General features: G+C 37.4%; 16 protein-coding genes. 5 read left to right on the forward strand and 11 right to left on the reverse strand.

What is annotated here, in order from left to right:
* Positions 1-101: 101 nt before the first annotated feature.
* A complete protein-coding gene (locus FNN08_RS13625; protein WP_260679354.1) occupies positions 102-1,484 on the reverse strand; it encodes an NAD(P)/FAD-dependent oxidoreductase in 1,383 nt (460 codons plus the stop codon).
* A 60-nt stretch (positions 1,485-1,544) separates the two neighbouring features.
* On the opposite strand from FNN08_RS13625, the gene FNN08_RS13630 reads away from it, so the two are divergent.
* On the forward strand, positions 1,545-2,117 hold the full coding sequence (locus FNN08_RS13630) for a GNAT family N-acetyltransferase (RefSeq protein WP_143586702.1): 573 nt from the start codon (positions 1,545-1,547) through the stop codon (positions 2,115-2,117).
* Positions 2,118-2,162: 45 nt separating this feature from the next.
* Here FNN08_RS13630 and FNN08_RS13635 read toward each other — a convergent pair whose 3' ends face one another.
* The 7 genes from FNN08_RS13635 to FNN08_RS13665 all read right to left on the reverse strand — a co-directional run bounded on the left by FNN08_RS13635 (position 2,163) and on the right by FNN08_RS13665 (position 10,600).
* A complete protein-coding gene (locus tag FNN08_RS13635) occupies positions 2,163-3,611 on the reverse strand; it encodes an alginate export family protein (RefSeq protein WP_143586704.1) in 1,449 nt (482 codons plus the stop codon).
* Positions 3,612-3,843: 232 nt separating this feature from the next.
* Positions 3,844-4,524, reverse strand: a complete 681-nt coding sequence (gene ung, locus FNN08_RS13640; RefSeq protein ID WP_221931802.1) for a uracil-DNA glycosylase — start codon at positions 4,522-4,524, stop codon at positions 3,844-3,846.
* 75 nt (positions 4,525-4,599) lie between these two features.
* Positions 4,600-5,901, reverse strand: a complete 1,302-nt coding sequence (gene thrC / locus FNN08_RS13645; RefSeq protein ID WP_143586708.1) for a threonine synthase — start codon at positions 5,899-5,901, stop codon at positions 4,600-4,602.
* Positions 5,902-5,914: 13 nt separating this feature from the next.
* Positions 5,915-6,862, reverse strand: a complete 948-nt coding sequence (thrB, locus tag FNN08_RS13650; protein WP_143586709.1) for a homoserine kinase — start codon at positions 6,860-6,862, stop codon at positions 5,915-5,917.
* Complete coding sequence (gene thrA, locus FNN08_RS13655; protein ID WP_143586711.1) at positions 6,862-9,318, reverse strand: bifunctional aspartate kinase/homoserine dehydrogenase I; 2,457 nt, start codon at positions 9,316-9,318, stop codon at positions 6,862-6,864. Before thrA ends, thrB begins: the two co-directional genes overlap by 1 nt.
* A 258-nt stretch (positions 9,319-9,576) precedes the next feature.
* Positions 9,577-10,320, reverse strand: a complete 744-nt coding sequence (locus tag FNN08_RS13660) for a M48 family metallopeptidase (protein ID WP_143586713.1) — start codon at positions 10,318-10,320, stop codon at positions 9,577-9,579.
* The gene (locus FNN08_RS13665) at positions 10,310-10,600 is read right to left on the reverse strand and encodes a YebG family protein (RefSeq protein ID WP_143586715.1); all 291 of its coding nucleotides are present in this window, start codon (positions 10,598-10,600) and stop codon (positions 10,310-10,312) included. Before FNN08_RS13665 ends, FNN08_RS13660 begins: the two co-directional genes overlap by 11 nt.
* Positions 10,601-11,036: 436 nt before the next feature.
* Between FNN08_RS13665 and FNN08_RS13670 the strand changes: the two genes are divergently transcribed.
* Positions 11,037-11,372, forward strand: a complete 336-nt coding sequence (locus FNN08_RS13670; RefSeq protein WP_143586717.1) for a DUF3718 domain-containing protein — start codon at positions 11,037-11,039, stop codon at positions 11,370-11,372.
* Between the two features lie 75 nt (positions 11,373-11,447).
* Here the strand turns inward: FNN08_RS13670 and FNN08_RS13675 are convergent, their stop codons facing one another.
* Positions 11,448-12,197 carry an SDR family oxidoreductase gene (locus tag FNN08_RS13675; protein ID WP_143586719.1) on the reverse strand — a complete coding sequence of 250 codons (750 nt, stop codon included), beginning with the start codon at positions 12,195-12,197 and terminating at the stop codon, positions 11,448-11,450.
* Between the two features lie 238 nt (positions 12,198-12,435).
* Between FNN08_RS13675 and FNN08_RS13680 the strand changes: the two genes are divergently transcribed.
* Entirely contained in the window at positions 12,436-12,627 is a 192-nt protein-coding gene (locus tag FNN08_RS13680; protein ID WP_143586721.1) for a PA3496 family putative envelope integrity protein, read from the forward strand.
* 15 nt (positions 12,628-12,642) lie between these two features.
* Here FNN08_RS13680 and FNN08_RS13685 read toward each other — a convergent pair whose 3' ends face one another.
* Together FNN08_RS13685 and FNN08_RS13690 are read right to left on the reverse strand one after the other, a co-directional pair.
* The gene (locus FNN08_RS13685) at positions 12,643-14,100 is read right to left on the reverse strand and encodes a tetratricopeptide repeat-containing sulfotransferase family protein (protein ID WP_143586723.1); all 1,458 of its coding nucleotides are present in this window, start codon (positions 14,098-14,100) and stop codon (positions 12,643-12,645) included.
* A 120-nt stretch (positions 14,101-14,220) separates the two neighbouring features.
* Positions 14,221-16,782, reverse strand: coding sequence for a TonB-dependent receptor plug domain-containing protein (locus tag FNN08_RS13690; RefSeq protein WP_143586725.1), 2,562 nt, complete (start codon positions 16,780-16,782; stop codon positions 14,221-14,223).
* Between the two features lie 277 nt (positions 16,783-17,059).
* Between FNN08_RS13690 and FNN08_RS13695 the strand changes: the two genes are divergently transcribed.
* Together FNN08_RS13695 and FNN08_RS13700 are read left to right on the forward strand one after the other, a co-directional pair.
* On the forward strand, positions 17,060-17,905 hold the full coding sequence (locus FNN08_RS13695) for a mechanosensitive ion channel family protein (RefSeq protein WP_143586727.1): 846 nt from the start codon (positions 17,060-17,062) through the stop codon (positions 17,903-17,905).
* A gap of 444 nt (positions 17,906-18,349) precedes the next feature.
* A complete protein-coding gene (locus FNN08_RS13700) occupies positions 18,350-20,179 on the forward strand; it encodes a S8 family serine peptidase (protein ID WP_143586729.1) in 1,830 nt (609 codons plus the stop codon).
* Positions 20,180-20,230 lie beyond the last annotated feature (51 nt).

Below are 20,230 nucleotides of genomic sequence, written 5' to 3' on the forward strand. Positions count from 1 at the left end.
CAAACCGCTAAATAGACAATAAATCAGCAAATTAAATTATTCAAGCTTTTTCAACTAAAAAATGACAACGATATCAAAGATATTTTGTACGCAAGCTTTGGTTAGAAATATTGATCTTTAATCTTACCATAGTGAAAATAGCCCCATTGCCCTATACGTCTTAGTGCAGGCAGTGGAAATTTAGGTAAATGAGAATTAAACAAAGGTAAGTTAGGTAATTCTTTACCTGCTACTTTATCCGCTAAACGCTTACCCGCCTGCACAGAAAAAGAAACACCGTTACCACAATAGCCCATAGCGTATAAAACATTTTCGTTGTCCTGGGCGTTATTAATATGAGGGATATCATCTAAAGACATACAAATCCAACCGGACCATGCATATTGATATTGCAAGCTTTGTAGGGCTGGAAAGCTTTGCTTTAATACCGATAGCAAACGCTGAGCATAATAAGGGTCATCAGCTGATTTTCCGGTTATCGCGCCTCTGCCACCAAATAAAATTCTATTATCGGGTAGCTTGCGATAGTAATATTTAAGTGCCCTGGTATCCATTACCACATTAGCAGTTAAAAAATTACATTGAGCAACTTGTGCATCGCTCAAAGGCTCGGTAACAATAATCTGCGATAGTACTGGCAGAGTTCTATTGGCGATACTTAAATGGAAGCCTTTTGGTGTATAACCATTAGTAGCAATAACAACTTTTTTGGCAGTTACCTTTGCTTTAGGAGTAATTAATATTTGCTTATTATTTTCTTCAAACCATTGGCTAACTGGAGTGCCTGTATATACCTTAGCTCCTGCTTGTTGAGCTAACTGCTGATATCCCCAAGCTAGTTTTAATGGGTTAATCCCATAGCCATCTTTAAACCTCAAGCCGCCATGAGCATTTTCATCGGCCATGTAGTTTTGATGTATTTCGCTGCGGCTCAATTGTTCAACTTCATAACCAAAGGTCTTTTCTAATAGCTTTGCCTGTGTCGACAGTGACGCCATCATACTAGGTTTATGAGCAACCCGAATATAACCACTTTCTTGGGCTTGACAGTCTATTCCTTGCTTAATAAGTTCATTTACCGTTTCAACACCTTGGCAAACTTCACTATAGATACCTCGCATCACCTCTTCGCCCCATTGCGCAGACATAGCTGACCAAGGTTTGCGACCCGTTGATTTTAAGATAAAGCCGGCATTGCGGCCGCTACATCCCCATGCAGTTTGATTAGCTTCTAAGACAGTGGCTTTAATATTATATTCTTTGGCTAGATGCAAAGCACAAGACAGCCCAGTATAGCCCGCACCAATAATGACCACATCAATATCAATATCTTCATTAAGTTGACCATCACTTTTAGGTGCTTTACCCGAAACATCGGCCCAGTAACTTTCAGGATATGGCTGATTCTCACCAGGAGATGATTGCAATAAAGGATCGTACATAGGAAATTCTACAGTTTTATAGCTAATATTTTCACTTATCATGGCAAAATAGCATTACAATATAAAGTCTTTAGCAACGAATTACTGCCCTTAGGTGCATTTATGAACAAACAAGATATCACTTATCACTCGTTAACTGAGAACGACTTTAAGCAGATACTGATATTAGCCAATCACGTCCATGGTGATGGTTACCTGAATTTACAGCAAATGCAGCAATGGTATAAAAACGGGTTAAAAGACAACTTAAATGCAAGCTTTGTTGCTTATCACGATAAAAAGCTAGTTGGTTTTCGAATAAGTTTTAGCCAACAAAACTGGGCTATAGATCAGTGGTACTCACCAGATTTATGGCAAGTAGAGTTAAAAGATACTGCATACTTTAAATGTAACACTGTTGATGAAAATTATCGTGGCTTAGGCATAGGCTCTAAATTATTAAGCTTATCTATCGCCACCTTAAAGCAGCAAGGTGCAAAAGCAGGAGTAAGCCATTTATGGCGACAAAGTCCAGGTAATAGTGCGGTAAAGTACTTTACCAAGTGTGGCGGTAAGTTAGTTAAGTTGCACCCTGATAAATGGCGTGAAGACAGCTTAAATGGCTATGAATGTACAATTTGCGGATTTGACTGCCACTGTGAAGCGGCAGAAATGATTATTTATTTTAATGAATAGTTTGCTTATTTTAGCTATAAACCAACTTAAATAAGCAGGTCTTAACTAGAAAGTCGCTAATACTGACATATAAAACATGCTTTGGTCTGTTTTATCATTTTCATAGATAGGATTAGTCGAAGTAGTAGGAATTTCCTGTTCAACTTTATCGCGCACGTCATGAACAAAACTACCAGTAAATAAATATGCTGCGCCAAATTCAAATCGTAAGTTGTAAGGTAAAGGATCCCAACGTAAACGAGCTTCAATCTGATTGCCTAAGTAACGATCAGATTTTCCAGTCTCATCTCTAATACCTGTGGTAGACCAAGCATCTTTATCTGAAGCAAGCCAATAAAACTTATCAGCAATCATTACACTTATTTTATCTCGAGGAAAATATTCTAAACGAAAGCCACCTGCAATTAAGTTACTTCGAGCAAATGGGCCATAGAGGCTAGTTGGGCCAAAATCCCCTCTTCGAGCCCCATATAGAGTATCAAATCGGTTATTTTTACCGTCATCAGGGTCTTTATCTCCACTAGCATAATCGAGCTCAAGTGAAACCCGCGTTTCATGCTCATCAGTTAAGGTATAACCGATTTCAGCATGGTGAAAATGAGCAAAGTGATCTAAGTTATCTTGATCAGATAAAGCTGCTGACTCTCTAGATTTACCCGTTTGCCACATGGTTTCAAATTCATAGTCATATTCACCAATAGATGGTCGAGTATAAACTCGTGCGCCAAGGGTTAATAAATCACGATTTCGAGTAGTAAAATCCGGACCATCTTCTTCGATAAGACCGAATAAGAATAATTCAGTATTAGCGTCGTCAATTAAAGTGGATGAGTTTGCAAAAACACCTAAGAAGTTAGATTTAAAGTTTTCTTCATCAAATTCATATTTATTATCAACAAGGTCGTTTCGCTCACTAGGGGTTCTAACAACGGGAAACATATAAAAGGCTGTGATTGACTCACCAGAATCAAGTTGCCAGTTATTATTAATACCATTGAAATTATTCATGGTATTACGATAACCGTTTCGAGCGACCAATCGACGGCTACCTAGGTCCATAGTTTGACGACCAATTTTGACGTAATTATCACTATTAAGTGAAAACATACTTCGATAATGGTAACCAACATAAGCTTGGGAAATGGCAAAAGTGTTTACCATGCTAGAGGTTACTTTCGAGTTATCATCCGCTTGTGACTGACGAGAATCAGCTAGCTCAGCGACAATATCCATTTCGCCTCGTGTAATTTCAGCTTTTATCCGAGTTCGAAATAATAAAACTTGATCATTGCCATCTACGCCACCTTGAAAAACGCCATCGGTATGTTCAAAACGCGCCCTTGCATTACCTGATAGTTTTAACCATTCAGGTAACTCGAGAGAATCATTTACTCGCCAAGGCACAAATGGTTCTTCAGCAGAAGCTGACTGCATAAAAAATGCGGTAGAACACAGCGCAAATACGGCCTTTACTAATAGGTGCTTTATTGACACTAACAAACAATTCCCAAAAGACAATGATGAAAAATTAAGCTACTAAATAGGGCTGGGAAAGAAAACTAATACCCGACCTTAATTTATATAAAGTTATTATACTTATATTAGTTAAAGTTTTGCATTTAAAAATGCCAATACAGTACAAAATTATTACCGCTAGTATAGTCTGCTTCGATTTCATTTAACAAAACAAATTTGTAACTTTATACGGTAAAAGTGTTTAAAAGCTTTAAAATAAAGATGGTTGTTGCTCATCTATTTGCCAGTCTATGGGTTTAATTTTATTGGCGATTAAATACTGATTTATTTTTGAAAAGTGCTGACACCCAAAAAAGCCACGATAAGATGATAAAGGTGAAGGGTGTGCACTGGTTAAAACTAAGTGTTTAGTGCTGTCAATAAATCGCCCTTTTTTCTGCGCATGAGCCCCCCAAAGCACAAAAACAACATTGCTTTTATGTTCATTAATTTTTGCAATTATGGCATCTGTATATCTTTCCCAGCCTAACTTAGCATGGGAGTGAGCGTTACCTTGTTGTACCGACAATACGGTATTTAACAATAATACTCCTTGCTTAGCCCAACTTGTTAAGTTGCCATGTGTAGGTATAGTAAAACCTTCAATATCCGTGGCTAATTCTTTATACATATTAGCTAAAGATGGTGGTATTTTTACTCCTTGCTTTACCGAAAAAGATAAACCATGAGCTTGTCCTGGGCCATGGTATGGGTCTTGGCCAAGTATAACCACTTTAAGATCATCAAAAGACGTAAGTTCAAGGGCCGTATATAACTCATCATCACTAGGAAATATATTTACCCCTTGCGCTCTTTCATTGGCAATGGTGGTTAATATAGATTGAAAGTATTCTTGCTCTTGCTCACTTTTTAATAATTCATGCCAATGCACAACAGACTCCAAATAAAAAAACTCTAAGCATACTAGTATACTTAGAGTTTGATTTACTAAAATGATTTATTAGTACTATTTCTTACAACGCTCTAATAAGTAACTACGTAATGCAGAAAAATCAAAGTCTAAATCTTCAGATAGACTCATTTCACCGGCACAATCGGCAAGCTCTTTCGGTAAGCCCAGAGGACGACCTAGTATACTTTCAACTGTTTCTTTAAACTTAGCCGGATGAGCAGTACCTAAAAATACGCCATACTCTGAATCTGTAATCCCGTATTGCAGAGCTTTATATGCAACACTTGCATGTGGTTCACAGATGTAGCCTTTCGCGTTAAGCTTATGCATACCCATTTGTGTTTGCTCTTCATCAATAGCAATAGAACTTAAACAGTCCTCAGCTACAATGCCACTTTTCAGCATATGTTCAACTCGTGGCCAGTTATTTGGTTTCGACACATCCATAGCATTAGACATAGTAGCAACCGTTTCAGTTGGCTCCCACTCACCAGTTTCTAAATACCTTGGCACGGTATCATTTAAGTTAGTTGCCGCAATGAAACGCTTAATCGGTAAGCCCATAGCTTTTGCTAACAAGCCAGCAGTTAAGTTACCAAAGTTACCACTAGGAATAGCAAACACTAGCTCATCAATGTTACCTCGTTGACGGTATAACTGAGCCGCAGCTTCAAAGTAATAACTAATTTGAGCTAATAAACGGCTAATGTTGATTGAGTTAGCTGAATTTAAACCAATTGCATCGGCTAGCTCTAAATCATCAAAAGACTGCTTAACTAAACTCTGACAGTCATCAAAGCTACCATTGACCGATAATGTCGAAATATTATCGCCCAACGTGGTAAACATTTTCTCTTGTAATAAACTAATCTTGCCTTTCGGGAACATGATCACAACTTTAATGTTATCAAGTCCATAAAAAGCATGCGCAACCGCTGCACCGGTATCACCAGACGTTGCCGTTAAAATAGTAATTTTTTCATTATTATCTTCAGTGAATTTTTGTAAACACTGCGCCATAAAGCGTGCGCCAAAATCTTTAAACGCTAGCGTTGGCCCATGGAACAATTCTAAAATCGAATTTTTTTCATCAACCGCTTGAATTAATGCCGGAAAATTAAATGCATTAGTAACAATTTGAGCAAATTCATCTTCGCTTAAATCATCTTTAACAAATGGATATAAAATTTTGGTACTACGCTCAACGAGTGGCATAGATAATAAAGATTCAATGTCATCAGCAAAATTAGGTAACTCTTTCGGGAAAAATAACCCTTGGTTTTTACCAAGTCCTTGACGGACAGCCTGTGAAAAACTCACTTCTTGTTCTGGGTGTTTTAAGTTATAAAATTTCATATTATTCCTAGTGCTATATAACGCGAGCGCCTTGCACATCAATTTCGCAGATATGCACAAACCCTTGGTCTGATTGTAAATAGTGCTGTTTTAAATATTCAGCTAAGGTATCAGCCATAGCTTGGTCATCACAGACAGCAAAAAGTGTTGGCCCTGAGCCAGAAATGCCAGCCGCTTTGGCACCATTTTTTAATAAATATTGTTTAGTTTCACTAAACTTCGGCAATAAGTTTTCACGATATGGTTCAGCTACCACATCGGTAATATAATTTAGTGCTTGTTCATTATCTTCTCGATGACAAGCATCAACAAAACTCGCTAAGTTTTGCCCATATTGAATTAATTGCCCACGAGTGTACATTTCAGGCAATGCTTCTCTTGCTTCTTTGGTAGACATTTCAATACCAGGATAAGCCATAATCCAATAACTGCCCTTTAGTGCAGGTATTGTTTTGGTGATAACTTCAGGGTCGCTCACCATAAGTTGTAAGCCACCATAATAGCAAGGGGCAACATTATCATAATGTAAGCTACCACTAATTTTTGCTTCCATAGCGCCCATCATGGCTAACATCTGCTCACGGTTAAAGAAGTTATCATAATATTCATTTAAGGCAACAAGTGCCGCCACTACAGAGCAAGCACTAGAGCCTAGCCCACTTCCTACTGGCATTTTTTTATCAAGTACTAAATCGACACTCAATACATTTTGATGAAAGGCCGTTAATTGCTCATTAAATAAAACTAAGCAATCCCAAACAATATTACTTTTTGGCTCTTGTGGTAATTTATTAGCGAAATCCCCTACCACACTCAAGGTACTTGCTGTACCTTGCGCCGAGGATATTTCAACTACATCACCTAATAATTCGCCAGAGAGCGGTTGCACCGCCATACCGAGTACATCAAAACCAACACTAACATTACCGATAGAAGCAGGTGCAAATACTTTAATAGTCATTACATCTCCTGTTTCCATGCTTGTGTGCGCAGTAAGTCTCCAAATACACCCGCGGCTGTAACAGCAGCGCCAGCGCCATAGCCACGAAGAACTAGTGGAATTGGTTGGTAATAACGACTTAAGATAGCCAGTGCATTTTCACCGTCTTTAATTGCGTATAACGGATGACTTGCATCTACGGCTTCAATTGATACTTGGCATTTGCCATTAGTAATTGAGCCAACATAACGAAGTACTTTTCCTTCACTTGCTGCCTGTTCAATTTTGTCCGCAAATACTGGGTTAAGTTCAGGTAAACGTGCCATAAAGTCATCGATAGAACCACTATCGTCAAAGTCACTCGGTAGAACAGACTCAACCTTAATATGATTAAGCTCTAGTGGCATTCCTGCTTCACGAGCCATAATTAATAATTTACGTGCAACGTCCATACCACTTAAATCATCACGCGGATCTGGCTCTGTAAAGCCATTACTCTTAGCTATTTCTGTCGCTTCTGATAAAGACATTCCTTCATCTAGCTTACCGAAAATATAAGAAAGAGAGCCAGATAATACACCTTCAAATTGGACTAATTCATCACCGGCTTTAAATAAATTTTGTAGAGTATCGATTACCGGTAAACCTGCGCCAACATTGGTTTCATATAAGAATAAACGATTTGTTTTAGCGGCATTTTCACGCAGTTTTAAGTAATACTGCCAAGAGTCGGTATTAGCTTTTTTGTTTGGAGTAACAATATGGAAGCCTTCCGCAAGAAAATCTGCATAGGTCATGGCTAAGCCTTCATCTGAAGTACAGTCAACAATAACAGGGTTGATCAAATGGTTAGCTCGCGCAAATGTCTTTAAACTATCAACAGAAAATGCTTTAACATCAGCTTGCATACCTTGCTGCCAATTATCTAAATCAATACCTTCAGGGTTAAAACCAATGCCCTTACTATTAGCAATACCATAGACTTTCAAATCTATATTTTGCTCGATTAAGTGCTGTTGCTGACGAGAGATTTGTTGTAATAATTCACTACCAACCACCCCACAACCAACAACAAACGCATCGATTGTTTGACGGCGAGAGAAGAAGTTTTGATGACAAACCTTTAATGCGTCAGTACATTTTCTCTGCTCTATAACAACTGAAATACTGCGCTCTGACGAGTCTTGCGCAATAGCGATAACATTTACTCTTGCTTGTGCTAACGAACTAAATAATTTTGCCGCAACACCACGCTGTTGATGCATACCATCACCAACTAGAGAAACTATTGATAAGTGCGACTGTAATTCAATTGGTTCAAGTAACTGATTAAGCAACTCTAACTCAAATTCTTGTTGCAAGCTTTGCTGTGCACGATAGGCATCGTGTGAGTACACACAAAAACTAATGCAATACTCAGATGATGATTGACTGATCATCACCAGTGATACATTTTCGCGACTCATACAGGCAAATACTCGGCTCGCCATACCAACCATACCTTTCATTCCTGGGCCAGAAACATTGATCATGGTTAGTTCGTCAAGATTAGATATCGCTTTTACTTTTTTAAGACCTTTATCTTCATTAGAAATTAACGTGCCTTTAGCTTCAGGATTCGTCGTATTTTTAATTAAACAAGGAATATGATGTTGAGCGATTGGACCTATTGTTTTCGGGTGCAGCACTTTTGCACCAAAATATGATAACTCCATCGCTTCTTTATAAGATAAATGGTCAAGTAATTTAGCGTCTTTAATTAAACGAGGGTCGGCATTAAAAACACCATCGACATCAGTCCAAATTTCACAACACTCAGCATTGGCACATACCGATAAAACAGCAGCGGAATAATCTGAGCCGTTACGACCAAGGGTAGTCACTTGTCCTGACTGATTTGAACCGATAAACCCAGGCATAATTGAGATACGCTCAAGTTTATTATATGTCTCATTAAATAGCTGACGACACAGAACCATATCAGCAACTGCATTTAAAGGTGTTTCATTGGTTTTTAAGAATAGCTCCGGCTCTAATACCGTTACTTTCTGTTCATCTGTTTGTAGTAACGACTCTAAAATAGCAACGCTTAAACGCTCACCTAAACTTATAACACAAGCACGGATATGATCAGGGCAATATGCAAGCATTGCTGCACCTTCTAACCAACGTTGTAGCTGATTAGTCCAACGTTTAAGTGCTTGCTCAGCATGTTGACGATTAAAATAGCAGTCAGCAGAATCTAAACCATCAAAGATATGGTTAATTGCCGTCAATAGGTGGTCCATGCCACTCTTAAGTTCTTCACCTTCAGCCAAGTTTTCGGTCAGAGCCACTAAATGATTTGTAATACCTTGCGGAGCAGATACAACTACTGCGAGTGCCGATTGCTTACTTTTATTAGTAATGATGTCACTTACCGCTAAAAAGCGCTGTGCATTGGCTAATGAAGAACCGCCGAATTTTATTACTCTCATATTATTTCCTTACAATGCTATAAACAAAAAACCCGTGAACTTTGCAGGTCACGGGCTTTTTTAAATTTGTATTATTTAAACACACCAGCCAGTAACCTCCATTCGAGTACGAATGGTGGTGATAATAATGGTGGTAAGCGCGTGCATAAATATTCTCATGTGACCTACTCTGCCTCAGCTAATTTATTCTGTCAATGAGTATTTACTCGAATTTTGCAATGAATATGAATAACACAGTGGTTTTTGCTATATGATTTACTATATCCAGTATAAATGCGATTGGTGCTGTTTAAGCCAAACCTTGGCGGCATCTGGGTTTGGGAAGAATCGTTTAACCAATTGCCAAAATTTTGCCGAATGATTCAAGTGTTTTATATGACATAACTCATGGATTATTACATAGTCAATTACACTCATTGGCGCCATGATTAATAGCCAATTCAGGTTAATTCTGTGCTTAGCATCACAACTCCCCCAACGACTTTTATAGTGCCTAATTTTTAAAGACTGAATAGTTATACCAGTTATTTTTTGCAACTCATCAATGCGTTGAGTAAAAAGTAAGTGCGCTTGCTCTACTAGCCAATGTTGTAATTGCTGCTTAGCCAGCTGCTTTTGCTTTTCTTCATTTGGTTGCTTATCTAGGTGGGTATTATCAAGGTTTATGATAATAACTTGCTTATCTAAGTCGAGCTCTACTGCTTTATCAACCTTATTTAAAAGGCGAATATCTAGCTTATATGGGGCACCTAAGTAGTAAAATATTTCACCCGAGCAAAACTGCCTCTCACTCTTATTACTAAGGTGTAATTGTTGTTCGTCAATCTTGCGCCATAACCACTGTGCTTTTGATGCAACTAATCGTGATATTTCGTTCTGACAAATACTCGTAGGTGCTAACACTCGTACTTTCGATGCTTTGACTTGCAGACTAACCGTTTTGCGTTTATTACTTCGTACTAACTCATACTCAGGTACTTGTAACGGCTGTTTAACTTGCATCTTGTAATTTAACAGCAGCTTTCTTAACCGCTTTAGGCTTATCTACCTTTGGCTTTTTCGCTTGTAAAGCAATGAGTATGTCTTCTCTGTTTTTAGCTAAAAACACACTAATATCTTCCACCGCTTGCTCAGATAACTCTAAAGAAGATTGATCGAGTATTGAGGAAAGGTTATCTGCCATATCGAGCATTTTGTCATACTCATCTGCAGTTTTCTTATCCATAAATGTTTCAACCTCCGCCCCGTTACGTATAACAACAAACCGACTCTCGACTGCCATGGTTATCCCTTTTTATTTATCTAAAAAATGCATTTTTAACTGCATTAATAATATTTAAGTTTCATTTTTTCTATACAGAAAAACCTAATAACACAGGAACTGTATATATAATCAGTATATTAACAAGTTTTACAAACTTTTGGCAATAATTAAATCAAAATGATGTTTTTTTTATCGCAAAAAAACAGCAACTCACCTAGGTAAATATGCGCAAGATATTGAATTTTTATGCATCCATGTAAATAAATATTTCAGAAAATACACAATTTTATTTCCCCTTCCATCCATTACCCGCTGAATTCACGCGATTTTTCTTTAATTTAAGGTATATCCACTGAAATGATTTATTACATTCACAAGATTTTCATTAACAACTTTTTAGCAATTTTAGGTAACTATTAAAGGGTAGCAACAATTAATCAACGGGAAGAAAATTATGAAAACTTTAACTAAAATAGCAGCAGTATCATTAACATCAGCAAGCTTACTTGTAGCATTTAACTCGAGTGCAACAATGGACAATTATATGGAATCAGCATTAATCGATGTATGTAAAAAAGCCCAGCAAGATAATGTATTACAATTACGCAAAACAATTAAGGGTTATAGATTAAATGAAAAAACAGTGGCTATGGGGCTTATGTGTAATGGCGAGAATGTAATTAGCTTTGCTGAAAATAATGGCGCATTTAAAACAGCAAATCACTTAGATAAAAAATTAGGTGGCGCTGATATTGTCGATATAGCGCAAGTTTACTCAGTTAAATTTTAATTTATGAACTGCAATAATACCCTGAGAGTTAAAGAATTTACTTTCAGGGTAAAATTGTTTCTAGTAACAATATAGCTAACTAAGCCTATACATTACCCACAAAGGCAATATTTTCATTACATAACGCATAATTGCCCACGGCCACGTTGGTACAAATGCAATATCGACTTCTTTTTCAATCGCTTTAATTATAGCTCTACAGCCTTTATCGGCATTAACAATAAAAGGTACTTGCGTATTATGACTGGTGATCTCGGTAGCTATGTATCCAGGATGTATGGTTGTTACTTTTATTGGTGTTTTCAATACATCTATACGGATCCCTTCTGTTAAAGAGGCTAATCCAGCTTTTGTTGCCGCATAAACAGTAAATGCTCGTCGAAAGCCCCGTTGAGAGCTCACAGATGAAATCGTTACTAAGTGACCAAAATTTTGCTCTCTAAAAATTTCCATCGCCGCCTCACATTGGGCTAATGCCGCAACAAAGTTTGTCATCGCATCAAGTTTATTAGCCTCAAAAACACCAGTACCAACAGAGCCGCCTTTACCGACGCCAGCATTAACGATTACCCTATCAATATTGCCAAACTCTTGTTTCGCTTGCTTAAACACGGCAAATACTTGCTCATGGTCATTAACATCAAGAGCAACGGTTTTCACTTTAACCTGCGGGTATAATTCATTTATCTCAGCTTTTAATTGAATTAAATTTTCAACTCGCCTTGCACATAAAATGAGATTACGACCTTTATCGGCAAACTGTTGTGCCATGGTATAACCAAGGCCGGAACTAGCCCCGGTAATTATTATATTTTTGCGGATCATTTTATTGTCCTTAAAACTCTATAAATTCTTTATTTGCAACAATATCATCAACAACAAGTACTTACATTAACTCAAATATTATTTTTAACATCTAGGTTACTTTTGATAAAGATTTAATACATTTTTTTGATTGACCAGATCGTTTTTTTTGCCTATTTTTCACATATATTTTACACGCAAAGTTGTTACAACTCACAAGGTGTGTAGCCAGATAAAGTTCAATATTTAGGAAGTAGTTATGCCAACAAGTAAAATTATTGAAGATGCTGAAAACAGCATAGGCGAGCATAGTTTTAATGAAAACATCAGCGAGCAAAATGAATCTGATTCAGCAACTCAAGATAGCGCGAAAACACGCAAACGCATTGATGAACTATTAGAGAAAAAACGCCTAAAAGAATTACTCGACGAAGATGAGTGGGATATTTAAAAGCAAATCACTTAATTAAGCTAATTCTGGCCAATATGGCTTAAGGTATTGTTTATAAGGTTGCCACTGCCTTTGAAACTTTGATTGTAATCCTTGACGTAATTGTATGTCGCTAAGCGTGCCTATGTAACGACTACTACCTTCAAAAGACATACATTCAGCGTGCAGTTCCAGATTTAAAAAATTGAATAATTTTTCTAGTTCTATTTGTGGATTTTCCACCAACTCTTCATAGCGTACGTTATATACAAACTCGGGAATTAAATTATTCCAATGTTGCATAACTTTTTGATAGCTTTCTTGATATTCAGTGATTTCAGCTAATGAACAAAAGTATGGCTCTGGCTCAGCGAAATTATTGCGAAAAATAGACCAATTAACATCTAGATGATCACGACTAATGTGAATCACTTTCGCATGCGGCATTAACATTTTTATCAAGCCAATAGACTGATAATTACTCGGCATTTTATCAATAATATAATTTGAACTAGGGGCTATAGTTTGCAATTGGTTTAGATAATATTGAGCTAATTTATGCCGGTGTTGAGAAGTCAGTTTAGCGCAACCATGTGGAAAGTGCTCTCCGGTTAAGCCAACAATACCATCAGCTATTGAACCTGCCATCAGAGACATTTCTCCAGCACTAGCAATTAACGGGTTTCCAAGTAACATCTGCTCCAGTAAGGTAGAGCCTGAGCGGGGTTGCCCTAAGATAAAGATAGGAGTTAAGGTCGGCTGCACATCAGTAGCTAAAGAATTGTCTAATAAAGGTTTATTAAAAGTAGATAGCAAAGAGTTAAAATATGGCTGCATGTCTTTAACCGAGAAATTTATCTGCTGCCGTTGTAATTTATTGGCATCATAAAAGTAGCTAAATGCCTGTTGGTATTGCTTTGCTTTATGGTTGAGTTCGGCAAATCCATATAGCAGTAGAGCTTTATTCTCACAGCTAATCTCGCTTTTTTTGCTTGTTAACTTTGCAAGCATTGACCCAAGATAAGTTTGATCCTTTTTATTGCCTAAACAAAGCCTCCCCATACGCACAAGTAATGCAAACGCTCTAATATTTAAAGGCTCTGCGACTTGTAATTGTTCTATATATTTTTGGCTTTCATCTAGCTGATTTTGCTCACAATAAAACACAGCTAATGCTATTAATGTATTAATCGATTTAGTATTTATTTGATAGGCAAACTTCAACGCCTGTTCGGCTTTATCTAACTTTTGTAAACGGATACAGGCATTAGCAAGTGATAAATAAACTGTAGGCTGATTAGGCTCTATAGATAAGCATCTTACAAATAAGTTATATGCCTGTTTAAAGCTATTTAAATAATACGCAACTTCGCCCAAGCCCCAAATAGCATTTACGTCTTGCTTATTTATTTCGATAAGCTGTCGATAAACTTGCTCGGCTTGTTTATATTTGCCTTGCTGTAAATATTGCTTTGCTAAAATTGCACTCGACATAAATAAAAATAGCTTTAGGATGATAGGAAATTAATAGAAATCATCATCTATTTCTATTAATTAAGCAATAAAAAACCACATCATTTTGATGTGGTTTTTTTATTAATTTACTAAATTAAATTAGAAGTTATAAGTAGCTTTTACGTAGTAGAAAGCACCATTGTAATCAAATGGACCACTTTCGTAGTAAATACCGCCTAATACGCCTGCAGCTTGGTCATTTAGCTTCTCAGCTTCTTGATCAAGTAAATTATTACCACCCGCAGAAAGCGTGATGCTTTCATTTAAGTAGTAGCTAACTTCGGCGTCAAAAGTAATTGCCGCATCAGCAACTTCAGAACCCCAATCAGATGTATCATCAGCATGGGTAGCATAGTACTCACCAAAGTAGTTAGCACGTACAAATAATCCTACTTTATCCCACGTTTGTGAAACAGTGAATGTTGCACGATGATCAGGCATTCCTTCCTCTAAGCGACGGATTTTACCGTCAGATACAGTATCAGGGTTCCAAGAATCAACAGTTGTTTCATTAAAGTTATAAGCTGCACTGAAACCTGTATCGCCACCCATTAATTGCATAGAGTAGTTGGCAACAATATCTAAACCTTCAGTTGTTGTATCAAAATCATTAGCAAAGTAAGTAACACCTGAAATTAACTCAGGGTTTTGTACACCTAAATCACGAAGGTTCTGGTGATCTTCTGGCAACACATCAATTTGACTTGATTGTGCAAGGCGATCTGTAACTTCAATTGAGTACGCATCTACTGTTAAGAAGAAGTCACCATTTTGATAAACCATACCTGCAGCAAAACTAACAGACTCTTCTGGTGTTAACTCTTCACCGCCATAGTAAGCTGATAAAGGATCTGTAGGTGGAGCTAGGAATGTTTGAATTAAGTTACCATTTACAATTGATGTCTGCGTATTAACAACGTTTGCTTGACCAACAGTAGGTGCACGGAAACCTGTAGAGTGTGATGCACGGAATGATAAATTATCAGTTAAAGAGTATTGAGCTGTTAATTTATAATCGGTTGTATCACCAAATGTATTGAAGTCTTCGTAACGAACAGCTGCACCTAATAATAAGTTTTCAGTAACAGGGGCTTCAAGATCTACATAAAGAGCGTAGTTACGACGAACGTTTTCACCTGCTGTTTCAGGGCCGAAACCTTTAAAACCGTGTGAGCCGATGTTAAAGCCTTGATCTGCATAAGGACCGGCTTTCCATGAAGCTTCTTCACCTGCAACAATTTCAAAAGACTCTTCACGCCATTCATAACCAGCAGCAAAATTTAAGTCATCGTACATACCAATATCAAAACCGCGAACTAAATCGAAGTTAAACGTTTTTTCAAGTTGAATATACTTACCCGTTTCAAAAGTGGTTGGCGTGTCTAAACCTAAAGAAGGGTTCAAGGTATTATCTAAATTAAATGAAGATTCACTACGACCCACTGAGCCACTAAGATCAAAATACCAATCAGCTAGTAAACCAGTTTTTATATCACCTTTAGTCCCCATTGTTAATGAAGTATCAGTGATATTACCACCGAAAGCTGGTGTATAACCGCCTGGGAAGATTTGGTTCATTGAGAAACAGTTTGGATCAGCAACCATAGCTTGATACTCTGGAGTATCTAAAACATTAGGAACATTTGCAGGTACTGTAGCACAACTCGCTGCATCACCATTTGCTAAACCAACATCACCCACTAATAAAGTTTCACCTCCATCGGCTGAATAAACAGCACCACGAGTATGCGGGTTACGGTAATAGAAGCCACCCGTTACATCACGCTCAGAATAGTTACCAAACATGTAAAATTCTTTATCGTCACCTAAATCAAGACCAATGTTACCAAATACAGTAATGTCGTCTTCAATTTCTGGGTTACCCCAAATTTGTGCTGGGTTTTGAATATGTGTGTTGCCAGCTTCAGCTAATGCAGCTGCATCTGGACGTTGTACAGAACGACTTGTCGCATCTGCATTTTTAAGTTGGAAACTAAAGTTAGCAAAACCATCATCTGTAAATGGTAAGCCTATGTTACCGTCAACGATAGTTAAACCACCATCACCTTCAGAATATTCACCAGCTTTAACAGAGATTGAGCCGCCATCGCGATCATCTTTTAATACGAAGTTCATTACACCAGCAATAGCATCTGAACCGTACTGAGCTGCTGCACCGTCACGAAGAACTTCTACTTGCTTTAATGCAACTGAAGGAATAACTGAAATATCAGGACCTTGAGCACCATCGTTTACACCACCACCTTGGAATGCAATAACAGATGCTCGGTGACGACGCTTGCCATTAACTAACACTAATGTTGAATCTGAAGATAAACCACGTAAGTTAACTGGCTTAATTAGTGTTGCCGCATCCGAAATTGGCTGCTGACGTACGTTAAATGAAGGAATCGAGCTAACTAACATGTCTAGCATGTCGCTACCGCCAGATTTGGCTAATTCATCGCCATCGATAACATCTACAGGAACTGGTGAATCGGCAACAGAGCGAGGTGCCGCACGTGAACCAACAACGACGATTTGTTCAATGTTTTCATCTGCGGCTGGCGCAGAATTTTCTTCTGCAGCAAATGCTTGTGTGCTGCCTAATGCTAAGCCTACAGCAATGGCTAAATGTCCTAATGGAAATTTAGTATTCATTTTTTTCTCCCTAATTTATTTAACAATTTTTATTATTTGTTTGTAATTCTTATTGTTTGTATTTAATTATTTTTTTTATCAACCCATCTTTTATACTTAAGTAACAAACCTTTTACAAGAGCTAAAACTCTAAAAGCGAAAAACATTGATACAAAAGCACAACACTTTTTTACAAATTGTTTTAAAAGTGAACAGGTTTTAACACTTTATTAATATTTAGTTTTTGTAATCTAAGCTAAAATTAAAACGATAAATATAATCTTTACTGAGTACCTCAATGGACGAAATGACCCAACAATTTTCAGTTATCGCAACTAACAAGATAATTTTATCGCTTGTTATCGTGATATTTTTGCAGTTTATAAGTCATCAAATCGTTCGCCTTATTAGAAAAGATCATGACTTTTTAAATGAGAAACATCGTACTTGGATATCTCGTACCAAGAATATGTCGGTGATGTTTATCATCGTATTATTATTAAGTTTATGGTGGATAGAGTTAGAAAAGTTTGCCTTCTCTATTGCCGCAGTTGCTGTCGCAATTGTAATTGCATCAAAAGAATTAATTTTATGTATAAGTGGCTCTATTCTTCGAGCAACATCAAATGCCTTTATTATTGGTGACTGGATCCGTGCTGGTGATAATTATGGTGAAGTAATCGAGCACAATTTACTTTCAACAAGCTTACAAGAAATCGATTTTGAAAATAACAATTACAACTATACGGGGAAAACAGTAACTATCCCTAATAGTCAGTTTTTAACTCATACAGTTAAAAATATGAATTTTATGAAGCGCTACGTTTACCATACATTTTCTATAACTACTGATGGCGCTATTAACGTATTTGAAGCGAGAGAGCATATATTCAATAAAATGAACGAATACACTCAAGATTTTATTGAAGTTGGTAAGCGTTATAACTATGTTATTGAAAAACGCCTTGGTGTGGATTTACCTGGTGAAGAGCCTTATATTCGGATTACCACCACTAAACTAGGTGACGTAAAGTTCACCATCATCTTATTTTGTCCAACTGAGCAAGCTGTATCTTTAGAACAAAGAATCACTCAAGATTTTATGAATTTTCATTATCAACAAATGAGCTCTCTAAAAAACTAATTTCACTAATGACAACAAAATAAAAACGGAAAAATAAATTATTTTTCCGTTTTTTTATGGCATTTTTGATCTTTTTAGCATTTTTCAAATTTAATAAAAAATCACTTAAAAAGCATAGCTAACAGATTATAGATATCTATACGTCTTGGCTTAAAATCCAAACAAAAATAAAAAGCTAAATAAAAACAATACGTTTGAATATTTATTAGAATTTTGTGCAATTTTTCACACCTTGAATATTTAATAAAAGTGAATAAAATCAAGTAATTCCATTAAGTTATAAGCGTTTTTGTTTTGTTCTAAGGCAGCCTCTATTTTTTCTAATTTTTCTCCCTACACTGAAGTTGAAAAAAACATCTATTAACAAAATATTTACATCAGAAATATCAGTTAATAGACATAACAATATTTAAATAAAAACTATAATTATTTGGGAGTTACATTTTGAAATTATCAAATTTCCTAACCACGGCTTTGGCCGTATCTATTACTTCGTCTTTTAGCGCACAAGCAGCAGACGATCGTTACATCATCCAAGTTGAAAATAACAAAAAAGGCATTGTAAAAGCCTTAGCAAAAAAACTTGGCGGTGAATTACATGTTGAAGGTAATGGCTTTTTTGCAGCAAGTTTTAAGGGCAAAGATCTAAGCTCAGTAAAAGGCTTGCTTAATAACCCGCATGTAAAGTTGATTGAAGAAGATCAACGCAGAATGCCGTTAGCCTTATTTAACGATGACGCTGGAGATGCAAGTAAGGTGCAATTAACACCTTATGCCGTATATCAATCACAAGCGAACCAAGTAAGCTTTGATGCAAATGCAGGCATGAAAGTGTGTGTAATTGACTCTGGTCTTGACCGAAACAATAGTGATTTTATTTGGAATAATATCACTGGTAATGACGATTCTGGCACGGGTAATTGGGATGAACATGGCGGACCTCACGGGACTCATGTTGCAGGTACAATTGGCGCGGCAGATAACAATATAGGTGTTGTCGGTATGGCTCCTGGCGTTCAAATGCATATTATCAAAGTATTTAATGCTGATGGTTGGGGTTACTCATCTGATTTAGCTTATGCAGCAGATAAATGTGCAGATGCAGGGGCGAACATAATTAACATGAGCTTAGGTGGCGGCGGTGCAAATAGCGCTGAAGAAAACGCTTTTAAAGCGTTCACCGAAAACGGTGGTTTAGTCGTTGCTGCTGCCGGTAACGATGGTAACAATGTACGATCTTACCCTGCTGGTTACCCATCAGTAATGATGATAGGTGCTAATGATGGTGATAATAATATTGCCGATTTCTCACAATTTCCATCATGTACTGTTACAACCGGCCGCGGTAAAAACCAAACAACCGTTACCGATGAAACAGTATGTGTAGAGGTAACAGCAGGTGGTGTTGATACCTTATCAACTTACCCTGCTGATATGGCAACTAGCGCATCACTCACTGTAGACGGAAGTTTTGTTGCATCATCGGCAATGGAAAACTCAGGTAGTGTTTCTGGTAATACTTACTTTATGGGCACTGCAGAGGCTATCGATTCTGGTGCTAATGGTAATATCTGTGTTATTGCCCGTGGTAATATTTCATTCCATGACAAAGTCAATAACTGTCAGTTATCGGGTGGTGTTGGCGCAGTTATTTATAATAACGAACCAGGTATGCTTTACGGTACGTTAGGTGAAACAAATGCAACATCTATCCCGGCCGTAGGTGCAAGCCAAGAAGACAGCTCCACTCTATTAGCTGCTAGTACCATTGATATAGCCATTGGCACTAGCGATTATGGCTTTATGAGTGGTACCTCTATGGCAACTCCTGCTGTAGCCGGTGTTGCAGCCTTAGTATGGTCAAATCATAACGATTGTACAGGTACTGAAATACGTGAAGCCCTTAAAGCTACAGCTCAAGATTCAGGTGCTCCTGGTCACGATGTTAACTTTGGCTACGGTATTGTTAAAGCTAAAGCGGCGAGTGAGTATTTATCTGCTAACGGTTGTGGCGGCGGTGTTACTGAGCCACCTGCAGGCGATATTAATTTAGACGCGCAAGGTTACCGTGCAAAGGGTAGAAACAAAGTTGACTTAACTTGGTCTGGAGCAGCAACCAATTCCGTTGATGTTTACCGTGATAATGCCCTTAGAACAACAACAGCCAATGATGGCATGTACACAGACAGTTTCAGAACTTATGGCACATATACATATAAAGTGTGTGATCAAGGCACTGATAATTGTTCAGCTGAGGTAACGGTTAGCTTCTAATATCAAATCCATATTTATCAACTCAGCAAAGACTAAATAAGCGCAATACTT

This window comes from Thalassomonas sp. M1454, from assembly GCF_007097525.1.
In the GTDB taxonomy this organism is placed as follows: Bacteria; Pseudomonadota; Gammaproteobacteria; order Enterobacterales; family Alteromonadaceae; genus Thalassotalea_A.

What these genes read in the sequence shown, in the direction of transcription:
- FNN08_RS13625 (WP_260679354.1), bottom strand. Translation starts at nt 1,484, where the DNA reads ATGATAAGTGAAAATATTAGCTATAAAACTGTAGAATTTCCTATGTAC.
- FNN08_RS13630 (WP_143586702.1), top strand. Translation starts at nt 1,545, where the DNA reads ATGAACAAACAAGATATCACTTATCACTCGTTAACTGAGAACGACTTT.
- thrC (WP_143586708.1), bottom strand. Translation starts at nt 5,901, where the DNA reads ATGAAATTTTATAACTTAAAACACCCAGAACAAGAAGTGAGTTTTTCA.
- thrB (WP_143586709.1), bottom strand. Translation starts at nt 6,862, where the DNA reads ATGACTATTAAAGTATTTGCACCTGCTTCTATCGGTAATGTTAGTGTT.
- thrA (WP_143586711.1), bottom strand. Translation starts at nt 9,318, where the DNA reads ATGAGAGTAATAAAATTCGGCGGTTCTTCATTAGCCAATGCACAGCGC.
- FNN08_RS13660 (WP_143586713.1), bottom strand. Translation starts at nt 10,320, where the DNA reads ATGCAAGTTAAACAGCCGTTACAAGTACCTGAGTATGAGTTAGTACGA.
- FNN08_RS13665 (WP_143586715.1), bottom strand. Translation starts at nt 10,600, where the DNA reads ATGGCAGTCGAGAGTCGGTTTGTTGTTATACGTAACGGGGCGGAGGTT.
- FNN08_RS13670 (WP_143586717.1), top strand. Translation starts at nt 11,037, where the DNA reads ATGAAAACTTTAACTAAAATAGCAGCAGTATCATTAACATCAGCAAGC.
- FNN08_RS13675 (WP_143586719.1), bottom strand. Translation starts at nt 12,197, where the DNA reads ATGATCCGCAAAAATATAATAATTACCGGGGCTAGTTCCGGCCTTGGT.
- FNN08_RS13680 (WP_143586721.1), top strand. Translation starts at nt 12,436, where the DNA reads ATGCCAACAAGTAAAATTATTGAAGATGCTGAAAACAGCATAGGCGAG.
- FNN08_RS13685 (WP_143586723.1), bottom strand. Translation starts at nt 14,100, where the DNA reads ATGTCGAGTGCAATTTTAGCAAAGCAATATTTACAGCAAGGCAAATAT.
- FNN08_RS13690 (WP_143586725.1), bottom strand. Translation starts at nt 16,782, where the DNA reads ATGAATACTAAATTTCCATTAGGACATTTAGCCATTGCTGTAGGCTTA.
- FNN08_RS13695 (WP_143586727.1), top strand. Translation starts at nt 17,060, where the DNA reads ATGGACGAAATGACCCAACAATTTTCAGTTATCGCAACTAACAAGATA.